This window comes from Nonomuraea thailandensis (assembly GCF_024172165.1).
Lineage (GTDB): Bacteria > Actinomycetota > Actinomycetes > Streptosporangiales > Streptosporangiaceae > Nonomuraea > Nonomuraea thailandensis.
Window position 1 is genome coordinate 1364412 of the sequence record NZ_JAMZEB010000002.1, and the last position, 12142, is coordinate 1376553.

At 70.3% G+C, this 12142-nt stretch carries 12 protein-coding genes; 11 read left to right on the forward strand and 1 reads right to left on the reverse strand.

Annotated elements, in window-relative coordinates; translation table 11 throughout:
* Positions 1–51 precede the first annotated feature (51 nt).
* The 10 genes from mltG (HD597_RS10395) (at position 52) to HD597_RS10440 (ending at position 11161) form a co-directional block, all read left to right on the forward strand.
* Positions 52–1434, forward strand: a complete 1383-nt coding sequence (mltG, locus tag HD597_RS10395; protein WP_253741797.1) for an endolytic transglycosylase MltG — start codon at positions 52–54, stop codon at positions 1432–1434.
* Between the two features lie 211 nt (positions 1435–1645).
* Positions 1646–2797 (forward strand): endolytic transglycosylase MltG, encoded by a 1152-nt coding sequence (gene mltG / locus HD597_RS10400; RefSeq protein WP_253741798.1) that lies wholly within the window; start codon positions 1646–1648, stop codon positions 2795–2797.
* An 83-nt stretch (positions 2798–2880) separates the two neighbouring features.
* Entirely contained in the window at positions 2881–3735 is an 855-nt protein-coding gene (locus tag HD597_RS10405; protein ID WP_253741799.1) for a shikimate dehydrogenase, read from the forward strand.
* A 352-nt stretch (positions 3736–4087) separates the two neighbouring features.
* Entirely contained in the window at positions 4088–4657 is a 570-nt protein-coding gene (gene infC, locus HD597_RS10410) for a translation initiation factor IF-3 (protein ID WP_312904441.1), read from the forward strand.
* Positions 4658–4778: 121 nt separating this feature from the next.
* Complete coding sequence (gene rpmI, locus HD597_RS10415; protein WP_090761693.1) at positions 4779–4973, forward strand: 50S ribosomal protein L35; 195 nt, start codon at positions 4779–4781, stop codon at positions 4971–4973.
* Positions 4974–5000: 27 nt separating this feature from the next.
* Complete coding sequence (gene rplT, locus HD597_RS10420; RefSeq protein WP_253741801.1) at positions 5001–5384, forward strand: 50S ribosomal protein L20; 384 nt, start codon at positions 5001–5003, stop codon at positions 5382–5384.
* Between the two features lie 106 nt (positions 5385–5490).
* The gene (locus HD597_RS10425; RefSeq protein WP_253741802.1) at positions 5491–6294 is read left to right on the forward strand and encodes a TrmH family RNA methyltransferase; all 804 of its coding nucleotides are present in this window, start codon (positions 5491–5493) and stop codon (positions 6292–6294) included.
* A gap of 50 nt (positions 6295–6344) precedes the next feature.
* A complete protein-coding gene (locus HD597_RS10430; protein WP_253741803.1) occupies positions 6345–7436 on the forward strand; it encodes a sensor histidine kinase in 1092 nt (363 codons plus the stop codon).
* 132 nt (positions 7437–7568) lie between these two features.
* Positions 7569–8609 carry a phenylalanine--tRNA ligase subunit alpha gene (gene pheS / locus HD597_RS10435; protein WP_253759302.1) on the forward strand — a complete coding sequence of 347 codons (1041 nt, stop codon included), beginning with the start codon at positions 7569–7571 and terminating at the stop codon, positions 8607–8609.
* On the forward strand, positions 8609–11161 hold the full coding sequence (locus HD597_RS10440; protein WP_253741804.1) for a phenylalanine--tRNA ligase subunit beta: 2553 nt from the start codon (positions 8609–8611) through the stop codon (positions 11159–11161). Before pheS ends, HD597_RS10440 begins: the two co-directional genes overlap by 1 nt.
* Positions 11162–11202: 41 nt before the next feature.
* Here HD597_RS10440 and HD597_RS10445 read toward each other — a convergent pair whose 3' ends face one another.
* Positions 11203–11817 (reverse strand): Uma2 family endonuclease, encoded by a 615-nt coding sequence (locus HD597_RS10445; protein WP_253741805.1) that lies wholly within the window; start codon positions 11815–11817, stop codon positions 11203–11205.
* 77 nt (positions 11818–11894) lie between these two features.
* On the opposite strand from HD597_RS10445, the gene HD597_RS10450 reads away from it, so the two are divergent.
* Complete coding sequence (locus HD597_RS10450) at positions 11895–12128, forward strand: hypothetical protein (RefSeq protein ID WP_253741806.1); 234 nt, start codon at positions 11895–11897, stop codon at positions 12126–12128.
* The last annotated feature ends 14 nt before the right edge of the window (positions 12129–12142 follow it).

The window sequence follows — 12142 nt, forward strand, 5'->3', positions numbered from 1 at the left end:
GAACCGGACGGGCGAGGCGGGCCGTGCGCTCGCCGCCGGCGAGGTGATCTCGTGAACGGGACGCCTGGAGACGAGGACGACCTCGGCGACGTGATCCCGTTCCGCTCCTCTGAGGGCCGCTCCTCTGAGGGCCGCGCTTCGGAGAGCAGTCCGGGAGAGGGCCGGCCGGGAGAAGATCAGCCGGGAGAGGCGGGGGAGAGCCGGCCTGGAGAGGTCCGCTCCTCGGACGGCCGCTCCTCGGACGGCCGGTCGCCGGACGGCTGGTGGCCGGAGAGCGGGTCAAGGGCCGGCGCCGGCGAAGAAGCCCGCCCGCCCGCGCCGGGGCAGGCGGGGGAGCCGGGGCAGCCCGAGCCCGGCCAGGCCGCCGCCGACGCGGAGGTGATCCCGCTGCCGGGGTCCCGCAGGCGGGCCGTGCGCAAGGTGGGCCTGCTCTCCGCGGGCCTGCTGGCGGGGGTGCTGGCCCTGGGCGGAGGGGCCATCGCGGTGCTCAAGCCGTACCTGAGCCCTGACGACTTCGACGGGCCGGGCAGCGGCGCGGTGACCGTGCGGATCGCGCCCGGCTCCAGCGCGCACGCGATCGGCTCGGCGCTGGCCGACGCCGGCGTGGTGGCCAGCGCGCGCTCGTTCGTGAACGTGACGGAGGACCGCGCGGTCAGCGACCGGCTGCGGCCCGGCCACTACCGGCTGCGCAAGGGCATGGCGGCCGGGGCGGCGCTAGACCTGCTGCTCAGCCCGGCCGCCAGGATCGTGCGGCGGGTGACCGTGCCGGAGGGCATGCGGCTGACGGAGGTGCTGGACCGCCTGTCCAAGCAGGCCGGGCTGTCACTGCAGGCGCTCAAGGGCGTGGACAAGGCCCTGGTCGGCCTGCCGGAGTACGCCGACGGCCTGGAGGGGTTCCTGTTCCCCGCCACGTACGAGATCGAGCCCGGCGACACGGCCGTGGACGTGCTGGCCGCCATGGCCGAGCGCTTCGCCGCCGCGGCGCGGCACGTGGGCCTGGAGGAGCAGGCGCCGCGGGTGAACCTGACGCCGCTGCAGATCGTCACGCTGGCCAGCCTGATCCAGGCCGAGGGCGGCACGGACGCGGACTATCCGAAGATCTCGCGGGTGATCTACAACCGCCTGGCGAAGGACATGCCGCTGGAGATCGACAGCACGGTCCTGTACGCGCAGAACAGAAGGACACTGAAGGTCACGGAGCGTGACACCAAGGTGAACTCCCCATACAACACCTATCGCCACAAAGGCCTGCCTCCCGGACCCATCGCCAATCCTGGCGAGAAGGCGCTGATGGCGGCCCTGAACCCTGCCGAAGGTGATTGGCGGTGGTTTGTGACGACGGATCCAGCGCATAGAATCACCAAATTCACCAGCAAAGAGAGCGAGTTCGTGAGATACCGGGAAGAGTTGAACAAGAACCTCGGGGCGAGCTGATGTTCGACGGGACCCCCTTCCTTCCCGCACAAAGGTCCCAAAGTGGGGCGTGTGTCCTCTTTCCGTCCCCTAGCATGGCTACCCAGAGTGACCCCCGCCGCGCGGCGCAGAGCGTACGGCGGCTCCCCCAGTTCCGCTCGGTGACACCGTCCGGTTGGGCAGTTCCGCTTGACGTCCGACCGGCGGTACCGGGAGATTGGCCAGCGCACCTATGAACGATCTCGATCTGAACACCCTGCTCGGTGCCGAGGACGACGAAGGCTCGCCCCGGCGCCGCTCCCGGAATTCCAGCAAGCGCGGCGGCGGCCGCCGGCGGCGCCGCCGCCGCAACCGGGGCGGATTCATCGCACCGCTGCTCGCGTTCGTCGTCCTGGCGGGCATCATCGGAGGCGGCGGCTACTACGGTTACCTCTGGCTCAGTGACGCCCTCGTGCCCGACGACTACACCGGTCAGGGCACCGGCGAGGTCGTCATCGAGATCAAGGCGGGCCAGAGCGCGTCGGAGGTGGCGCAGGAGCTGGAGAAGCAGGGCGTGGTCAAGAGCGCCAGGGCGTTCACCAACGCCATCTCCAACGCCAACATGAGCGCCTCGCTGCAGCCCGGCGAGTACAAGATGCGCAAGCAGATGTCGGCCGCCAGCGCGGCCGCGCTGCTCGTCCCGGGCAACAAGCTGCTGGCCAAGGTGCGCCTCCCCGAGGGGCTGCGCCTCAGCCAGACCTACAACGAGCTGGCCAAGCAGACCGGCAAGCCGGCCAAGGACTTCGCCGCCGCTGCCAAGGACGTCGACGCTCTCGACCTGCCGTCGTACGCCAAGGGCAAGCTCGAGGGGTACGTCTTCCCGGCCACCTACGAGTTCCAGCCCAAGACCACGCCCAAGGAGATGCTGGCGGCGATGGTAGACCGGTTCAAGCAGGCGGCCGACCAGGCGGAGCTCGAAGCCGGCGCGAAGTCCCTCGGGTACACCCCGCACGAGATCATCGTGATCGCGAGCATCGTGCAGGCCGAGGCGGGCCGGCAGGAGGACATGTCGAAGATCGCCCGGGTCATCTACAACCGGCTCAAGCTGCCGATGAAGCTGCAGATGGACAGCACGACGATGTACGCGCTCAACAAGTTCGGCACCGCCGCCACCCACGCGGAGACCGAGACCAAGCACCCGTACAACACCTACTACGTCGACGGCCTCCCGCCCGGAGCCATCACCAACCCCGGCGACCACGCCATCGAGGCCGCGCTGAACCCGGCCAAGGGCAACTGGCTCTACTTCGTCGCCACCGACCCGAAGAGCAACGTCACCAAGTTCGCCACCACGGCGGCTGAGTTCGACCGGCTGCTGGCCGAGTACCGCGCCAACGGCGGCTGACCCGGAGCCGACCCGACGCGGCCGCCCGGATCTCCGGGCGGCCGCGTCGCTGTAAGGTCGTCTTCGTTCGGAAGGAGTGGGGGATGCGGGCTGCGGTGATGGGGTCGCCCATCGGCCATTCGCTCTCGCCCTACCTGCACAGGGCCGCCTATCAGGCGATGGGGCTCGTCGGGTGGAGCTACGAGGCGTTCGAGTGCGACGAGGCGCGGCTGCCGGGGCTGCTGGCGGGGCTGGGCCCGGTGCGCGGCCAGGCCGGCGCCGGTGAGGACGCCTGGGCGGGCCTGTCGCTCACGATGCCGCTCAAGCGGGCCGTGCTCCCCCTGCTCGACACGGTCTCCGAGACGGCCGTCGAGGTCGGCGGGGCCAACACCGTGCTCTTCCGCGACGGGCGGCGCCACGGCGACAACACCGACGTCTACGGCATCGAGCAGGCGCTGGCCGAGGCGGGGGTGCCGGCGCCGCGCTCGGCCGCCGTCCTGGGCGGCGGCGCCACCGCGGCCTCCGCGCTGGCGGCGCTGCGCAACCTCGGGCTGTACTCGGCCACGCTGCTGGTCCGCGATCGCGCGCGGGCGGGGGAGACCGTGGCGGTGGCCGAACGGCTGGGAGTGGCGCTGGCGGTGGAGACGTTCGACAAGCTCGACGCGTTCACCGGGGTGGACCTCGTGGTCTCCACGCTGCCGGGCGGGGCGGCCGACGCGTTCGCGGGGCGGCTGGCGCGGGTGCCTGCGCTGTTCGACGTGATCTACTCACCCTGGCCGACCGACGCGGCGGCGGCGGTGACGGCCGGGGGCGGCATCGTGGTCGGCGGGTTCGAGATGCTGTTGCACCAGGCGGTGCGGCAGGTCCAGCTGATGACCGGTGTCGCGGAGGTGCCCGTGGGGGCGATGCGCGCGGCCGGGGAGGCGGAGATCCTCAGGCGGGCGGTCCGGACGGGTTGACCACGGTCACGCCGGTGCCGCTCGGCCGGAGGCCGGGCGAGACGCCTCCGGCCGTCGGGATGATTCGAGCAGGCTTCAGCGTTGTGGTAATGTAGCTCTCTGATCGGTCCGGCATGCCTTGCTGGACGCGCAAGCGGAGGTCTCCCTCCCACCTGAGTCACCGAAAGGTGGCCGGGTCCAGGATCACGCCGGACTACTCCGGGGAGCTCGAGGCCACGAAAGCCACAGAGCTCAGTGGCCCCGCATGCGCGACGTGCGGGGCTTTTCGCATTCGGGGGAATGCGTCAAGCTCCGATACGACGAGCACGTAGGGATCGCAAACCTAGGAGGCCCCATCAGCACTGAGCCCCGCATCAACGAGCGTATCCGAGTTCCCGAGGTTCGCCTCGTGGGCCCGAACGGCGAGCAGGTTGGCATCGTCTCGATTCACGACGCCCTGAAGCTCGCCCAGGAGGCCGACCTCGACCTCGTCGAGGTCGCGGCCACGGCTCGACCGCCCGTGTGCAAGCTCATGGACTACGGCAAGTTCAAGTACGAGTCCGCGATGAAGGCGCGCGAGGCGCGCAAGAATCAGGCGCACACGATCATCAAGGAGATCAAGCTCCGGCCGAAGATCGACCCGCACGACTACGAGACCAAGAAGGGTCACGTGGTGCGGTTCCTCAAGGCGGGGGACAAGGTCAAAGTCACGATCATGTTCCGCGGACGTGAGCAGTCCCGGCCGGAGCTCGGCTTCCGGCTGCTGCAGCGGCTGGCGGACGACGTCCAGGAGCTCGGCTTCGTGGAGTCCCACGCCAAGCAGGACGGCCGTAACATGATCATGGTGATCGGTCCGCACAAGAAGAAGGCCGAGGCAAAGGCCGAAAAGGCCGCAGCCAAGGCACAGCGTGGCGGCGAGGAGCCTTCCGTACCGGAAGAGTGACCCGCGGTTGGGGTTAGCCTTACAAGCGCCCCAGCAGCCACCGGCAGACGAAGACGCCGCGACCGGGTCGGCCAGCACCGGCCCGGCCACCGGCACGACCGAAACGAGGAGAGACGGCGACATGCCGAAGATGAAGACGCACAGCGGTGCGAAGAAGCGGTTCCGGGTCACCGGCACCGGCAAGATCAAGCGTCGCCGTGCCAACCGCGCGCACTACAACGAGTGGAAGTCGTCCACGCTGACGCGCCGTCTCAAGAACGAGGTCGTCCTTTCCGACGCCGATTCCAAGAAGATCAAGAAGCTGCTCGCCAAGTAGCGCGAACTTTCCCCGGGGAGAAGAAACATGGCACGCGTGAAGCGGGCGCTCAACGCCAAGAAGAAGCGCAGGGTCGTCCTCGAGAGGGCGAGCGGTTACCGTGGCCAGCGGTCGCGTCTCTACCGCAAGGCCAAGGAGCAGATGCTCCACTCGATGACGTACGCCTACCGGGACCGCAAGGACCGTAAGGGCGCCTTCCGTCGTCTGTGGATCCAGCGCATCAACGCCGCCGCTCGTCAGAACGGCATGACCTACAACCGCCTGATCCAGGGTCTGCGTCTGGCCAACATCGAGGTGGACAGGAAGATCCTGGCCGACCTCGCGGTGAACGACATCCAGACCTTCGCCACGCTCGTCGAGGCCGCCAAGAAGGCGCTTCCGGCGAACGTGAACGCTCCGGCCGCGAGCTGAAGCGGGTTGATCTGACCGAGGGGCCCACCGATGCCGGTGGGCCCTTTGCTGCTGTCTGAGCGGTTGCTGGGTTGAACGGTCGCCGTCTGTACGAGTGGGGGAAGTTGTGACCGGGTCCGAGCTGACCAACGTCAGGTCGCCGCGGGTGAAGGCCGCCAGGCGGCTCACCAAGCGCGCCTTCCGCGAGCAGGACAGGAAGTTCCTGGCCGAGGGGCCGCAGGCGGTTCGCGAGGCGCTCAGGCTCGACGACGTGACGCTGGAGCTGTTCACCACGGCCGAGGCCGAGCTGCGCCACCCCGAGATCGTCACCGAGGCCGCGAGCAGGGGCGTCCCCGTGCACCGGGCCAGCGGCGAGGTCATGTCCGAGCTCTCCCAGACCGTGACCCCGCAGGGGCTGGTGGCCGTCTGCCGGCTCGTGCACGTGCCGCTGGAGGAGGCGCTGCGCGGCGAGCCGCGCCTGGTCGCGATGCTCGCGCACGTACGCGACCCGGGCAACGCGGGCACCGTGATGCGGGCCGCCGACGCCGCCGGGGCCGACTCGGTGATCTTCACCGACGCCTCCGTGGACCCGTACAACGGCAAGTGCGTGCGCGCGAGCGTCGGCAGTCTCTTCCATCTCCCCGTCACGATCGGTGCACCGGTGGGCGCCGCCGTGCGTCAACTGAGGGAGCGGGGCCTGCGCGTGCTGGCGGCCGACGGCGCGGGCAAGCACACGCTCGACGACGTCGATCTCTCGGGACCCACCGCGTGGATCTTCGGCAACGAGGCCTGGGGACTGCCGGAGGAGATACTCGCCGAGGCGGACGACGTTGTCAGAGTGCCCATCTACGGACAGGCTGAAAGCCTGAACCTGGCCACCGCCGCGGCGGTATGCCTTTACTCCTCGGCGAGGGCTCAGCGAGTGCCCTAGGTGGCGGGAAACCCGCTATTGTCGGCGTTGTAGGCGGAGGAGGCGAGGTCGTGCACGGCGCAGACACCGACGGGCGAATAGTGGCCGCCGCGTGCACGATAGCCATCGACGACCTTCCGGACGGCCTCATCGTGGCCGACCGATATGGGTGCGTCCTGGCCGTCAACCGGGCCGCCTCGCGGCTCACCGGCGTCGCGATGGAGCGCGCGGTGGGCCGGCACATGAACGACGTGTTCCCCTTCCGCGACCACGACGGGCGCGACTGGTGGAAGGCGCTCGACCCCGAGGGCGGGCTGCGCACCAGGAGCAGGGCGCCCGAGCGGCCGCTGCACCTGCCGGGCGGGCAGGAGCTGTACGTCGCGGCCAGGCTCGTGCGCGAGCCCGAGCGTGCCGGCGAGGTCGAGCGCGTCACGATCACCCTGCGCGACGGCGGCGCCCGCGCCCGGCTGGAGCGCAGCCGCGCCGACCTGGTCTCGACCGTGGCCCACGAGCTGCGCTCCCCGCTGACCAGCGTCAAAGGCTTCACCGCGACGCTGCTGGCCAAGTGGACCCGCTTCACCGACGAGCAGAAGCGCGTCATGCTCGAGACCGTCAACAACGACGCCGACCGCGTCACCCGGCTCATCACCGAGCTGCTCGACGTCTCGCGCATCGAGTCCGGGCGGCTGGAGGTGCGACGCCAGGTCGTCGACCTGCCCGCCAGGGCGCGCAGGCTCCTCGCCGGCCGGGTGGCGGCCGGTGAGGCCGAAGACCGGTTCCGGCTCATCGTGGGCGACGACCTGCCGGAGATGTGGCTCGACCAGGACAAGGTCGACCAGATCCTGGGTAACCTGGTGGAAAACGCGCTGCGTCATGGGCGTGGCACTGTCACAATCGAGATCGAGTCCGTCGGATGGGGAGTTGCCGTGTCGGTGCGCGATGAGGGCGAGGGCATCGAGCCCGAGCTGGCTCCGCGCGTCTTCAGGCAGTTCTGGCGGGGCGGCAACAGCCGCCGCCGCGGCGGCACCGGGCTGGGCCTGTTCATCGTGAAGGGCCTGGTCGAGGCGCATGGTGGCACGATCACGGTGCAGCGCGCACCCGAGGGCGGGGCGGAGTTCCGATTTACCGTGCCCACCGGCACGCCCGACTTCGCCAGCGTCTAGGTCGTCGAGTTCGGGCCCGGTGGGCGGGTCCCACTAGACTCTTTTCCGCTCAAGCCCTGGATACGGAGCCCACTCTTGTCTGACTACGATCCCGTCGAGGTGACACCGTTGCATGCCGACGAGTTGTCCCGGATGGAGGCCGACGCCATCGCGGCGATCAAGGCGGCCGGCGACCTCGACGCACTCAAGCAGGCCAGGCTGGCGCACGCGGGTGACCGCTCGCCGATCGCCCTGGCCAACCGTGAGATCGGGGCCCTGCCCCCGGCCGCCCGCGCCGAGGCGGGCAAGCGGGTCGGCGGCGCCCGCAAGGCGATCAACGAGGCACTGGCCGCCCGCCAGGCCGAGCTCGAGGCCGAGCGCGACGCGCGGGTGCTCGTCGAGGAGACCGTCGACGTCACCCTGCCATGGGACCGCCGCCCGCACGGCGCCCGCCATCCGCTGACCACGCTGCAGGAGCGCATCGCCGACGCGTTCGTCGCGATGGGCTACGAGGTGGCCGAGGGCCCCGAGCTCGAAGGCGAGTGGTTCAACTTCGACGCCCTCAACATCGCCAAGGACCACCCGGCCCGCTCCGACCACGACACGTTCTTCGTCGGGTCCACCGAGTCGGGCATGGTGCTGCGCACGCAGACCTCGCCGGTGCAGATCCGCGCGCTGCTCCAGCGCGAGCTGCCGGTGTACGTGATCTCGCCGGGCAAGACGTTCCGCACCGACGAGCTCGACGCCACCCACACGCCGGTCTTCCACCAGACCGAGGGCCTGGCCGTCGACGAGGGCCTGACCATGGCCCATCTGAAGGGCACGCTCGACCGGTTCGCCGAGGTGATGTTCGGCAAGGGCATCACGACCCGCTTCCGGCCCAACTACTTCCCGTTCACCGAGCCGTCCGCCGAGATGGACCTCAAGTGCTTCGTCTGCCGCGGCGCCTCGGCCGTGCCCGGCAACCCGCCCTGCCGCACCTGCAAGTCGGAGGGCTGGATCGAGTGGGGCGGCTGCGGCATGGTCAACCCGCGCGTGCTCATCGCGTGCGGCGTGGACCCCACGCGTTACTCCGGGTTCGCCTTCGGCATGGGCATCGAGCGGACGCTGATGTTCCGCCACAACGCCGAGGACATGCGCGACATGGTCGAGGGCGACATCCGCTTCACCCTCCCGTTCGGAACGGAGATCTGATGAAGGTCCCTCTTTCCTGGCTGCGGGAGTACGTCGATCTCCCGGCGGTCACCGCGCACGAGGTGGCCGACAGGCTGACCGCGGCCGGGCTCAAGCTCGAGTCGATCACCTCGCACGGCTACGACGTCAAGAACGTCGTGGTCGGCGAGGTGCTGGAGATCGAGGAGCTCGCCGGTTTCAAGAAGCCGATCAGGCACTGCAAGGTCGAGGTGGGCGAGGCGACGCCGCGCGAGATCGTCTGCGGCGCGACGAACTTCGCCGCCGGCGACCGCGTGCCCGTCGTGCTGCCCGGCGGCGTGCTGCCCGGCGGGTTCGAGGTCGGGGCGCGCAAGACGTACGGGCGCATGTCCGAGGGCATGATCTGCTCCGAGCGCGAGCTCGGCCTGGGCGACGACCACAACGGCATCATGGTGCTGCCCGCCGGCACGCCGATCGGCACCGACGTGGTCGAGCTGCTCGGGCTGCGCGACGACGTCATCGAGCTGGAGATCACGCCCGACATCGGCTACGCCCTGTCGATCCGCGGCGTGGCCCGCGAGGCGGCGACCGCGTTCGGGGTGGACTTCCGCGACCCCGCCGACGTGGAGCTGCCCGCCGAGAGCGCTTCCGCCTGGCCGGCCTCGATCGCCGACCCGACGGCGTGCGACCGGTTCGTGCTGCGCGAGGTGAGCGGCTTCGACCCGGATGCCCAGAGCCCGCTGTGGATGCGCGTACGCCTCACGCGGGCCGGCATGCGTCCCGTGTCGCTGGCCGTCGACATCACCAACTACCTCATGCTGGAGCTGGGGCAGCCGCTGCACGCGTTCGACCGGGCCAAGCTGCGCGGCGAGATCGTCGTGCGCCGGGCCGTGGCCGGCGAGCGGCTGGAGACGCTCGACCACGTGGTGCGCGAGCTCGACCCCGACGACATCCTCATCACCGACCAGTCGGGGCCGATCTCGATGGCCGGCACGATGGGCGGGCTGGAGACCGAGATCTCCGGCGTCTCCACCGAGATCGTCATCGAGGCCGCGCACTTCTCCGCGACCGGCATCTCCCGCGAGTCGCGCCGGCACGGGCTCGTGTCCGAGGCCTCCAAGAGGTTCGAGCGCGGCGTGGACCGCGAGCTGCCGCTCGTCGCCTCGTGGCGGGCCGTGCGGTTGCTGGCCGAGCTGGGCGGCGCCACCGTGCAGCCCGGCGTCACGCACGCCGAGGTCGAGGTGGAGCCCGCGCGCATCGCGATCCCGTCCGGCTACCCGAGCCGGGTCGCCGGCGTCGAGTACTCCAAGGACACCGTGGTCGCCCGGCTGGAGCAGGTCGGCTGCGTCGTGGCCGACGGCGACGACCCCGCCGTGCGCAAGGGCGGCGTGGCCCCCACCGGGGTCGTGACCGGCGGCGCGCTGGCGGCCAAGCTGGCCGTCACCGGCGACGACATGATCACGGTGACGCCGCCGTCCTGGCGGCCCGACCTCACCGACCCCAACGACCTGGCCGAGGAGGTCATCCGGCTGGAGGGCTACGAGAGCCTCCCGTCGGTGCTGCCCTCCGCCCCGGCGGGCGCCGGCCTCACCGAGGGCCAGCGGCTGCGCAGGCGGGTCGGCAGGGCGCTGGCCGAGGGCGGCTACGTCGAGGTGCTCAGCTACCCGTTCATCAGCGGCGACGACTTCGACCGGCTGCTGCTGCCCGGCGACGACGCGCGGCGCACCGCCGCGCGGCTGGCCAACCCGCTGTCCGAGGACGAGCCGCTGATGCGCACCACGCTGCTGCCGGGGCTGCTCAAGACCCTCGTCCGCAACGTCGGGCGCGGCTTCACCGACGTGGCGCTGTTCGAGACGGGCGCGGTCTACCGGCCCCGCCCGAGTGCGCCCGAGGCGGCGCCCGTGCTCGGCGTCGAGCGGCGGCCGACCGCCGAGGAGGTCGCCTCCATCGAGGCGGCGCTGCCCGACCAGCCGCTGCGGGTCGCGGTGGTGCTGGCCGGCGAGTTCGAGCGGTCCGGCTGGTGGGGCGGCGGGCGCGCGGCCTCCTGGGCCGACGCGGTGCAGGCCGCCCGGCTCGTGGCGGCCGAGGCGCGGGTGGAGCTGTCCATCAGCGCCGACCAGCACGACCCCTGGCACCCCGGCCGGTGCGCCGCCCTCTACGTGGGCGACACGCTGGTGGGGCATGCCGGTGAGCTGCACCCCCGGGTGATCGAGGCGTACGGGCTGCCGGCTCGTACGGCGGCGATGGAGCTGGAGCTGTCGCGGCTGGAGGCCGTCATGCCGGGGCCGGTGCAGACGCCCCCGGTGTCCGCCTATCCGGTGGCCACGCAGGACGTCGCGCTGATCGTGCCCGACTTCACGCCGGTCGCCGACGTGGAGGCGGCGCTGCGCGACGGGGCCGGGGAGCTGCTGGAGTCGATCCGGCTGTTCGATGTGTACGCCGGGGAGCAGGTGGGCGAGGGGAACAAGTCGCTCGCCTACTCGATGCGCTTCCGGGCCGCCGATCGGACGTTGACCGTCGAGGAGACGACGGCGGCGCGGGATGCGGCTGTGGCCATGGCGGCGGATCGCGTGGGGGCGCAGCTGCGCGGGTGAGCTTGCTTCCAAGGCCGGTGCGGCGGGTGCCGCGCCGGCCTTCAGCGGGTACCGGGCATATAAAGCGTAGACAGATCGATGTCGATGTCGAACGGGACCGTGCGCTTCAGCCAGTCGTGACAGACTCCGGCAGGGACGTAGGACTTGGTGGCCGGGTCGAGCTCGTAAACGAAGACGGCGGGCTTCTCGTTGATCTCCTCGATACGCCAGAAATGAGGAATTCCAGCCTCGGCGTAGAGGGCGGGCTTGCGGAACCTGTCTCGCAGCTCGGACTCGATGGAGACCACCTCTACGACGAGCACGACATCTGCGGCATCGAAGCAGGTCACCCCGCTGGTAATGGTCGCGTTCGGGCCGAGGATGATGATGTCAGGCTCCGGGCGCTGCCGCGGACCTAGTTTGATGGTCATCTCCTGAGCCACCGCGTGTCCGGTCGGCACGAATTCATCCAAGGCGTTGCACAACCGACGAATGACCATCTGATGGAAGTGTCGCTGGGGGCTCACGAAGACCAAGCTTCCATCAATCAACTCTGTGTGCGCAGGCAAATCCGGAAGGTGATCGAGATCCTCGGCGACGAAGCCCTGCGGTGGTGGAAACACCCAGTCGGGGAGCGAGGGAGGCGTCATCGTAACGATCACCGCTTCGGCAGTCATGGACCAACGCTACCAATCTATTGTGCTCACGCCTCGTGAACGTCAAGACACAGATCGGAAGTTAAGAAGGTCGTTCTATGACTCAGTTGCTCGTTTTCGGCGAGAGAGACGACGCCGAGGAAGTCGCCGAGAAGCTCGGGGAGTGGTTTCCCGGGCTGGGCGTGCCGCGGGTGGTGCGGGAGACGCTGGCCGGGGAGGACGACGCCGAGGACGCGCAGTGGCTGGTCGTGGTCGAAGGGCTGGACGAGGGGGCGCTGGGCCGGGTGGATGAGCTGGTCGAGCGGTACGACGGGTGGCGCGAGGCGGGCTGAGGGGTTCGCCGGGT

Bases quoted from the DNA above. Each gene is read 5' to 3' on its own strand.
- mltG (WP_253741798.1), top strand. From the start codon at position 1,646: ATGAACGATCTCGATCTGAACACCCTGCTCGGTGCCGAGGACGACGAA.
- HD597_RS10445 (WP_253741805.1), bottom strand. From the start codon at position 11,817: ATGACTGCCGAAGCGGTGATCGTTACGATGACGCCTCCCTCGCTCCCC.
- HD597_RS10450 (WP_253741806.1), top strand. From the start codon at position 11,895: ATGACTCAGTTGCTCGTTTTCGGCGAGAGAGACGACGCCGAGGAAGTC.
- rpmI (WP_090761693.1), top strand. From the start codon at position 4,779: ATGCCGAAGATGAAGACGCACAGCGGTGCGAAGAAGCGGTTCCGGGTC.
- HD597_RS10440 (WP_253741804.1), top strand. From the start codon at position 8,609: ATGAAGGTCCCTCTTTCCTGGCTGCGGGAGTACGTCGATCTCCCGGCG.
- HD597_RS10405 (WP_253741799.1), top strand. From the start codon at position 2,881: ATGCGGGCTGCGGTGATGGGGTCGCCCATCGGCCATTCGCTCTCGCCC.
- pheS (WP_253759302.1), top strand. From the start codon at position 7,569: ATGGAGGCCGACGCCATCGCGGCGATCAAGGCGGCCGGCGACCTCGAC.
- rplT (WP_253741801.1), top strand. From the start codon at position 5,001: ATGGCACGCGTGAAGCGGGCGCTCAACGCCAAGAAGAAGCGCAGGGTC.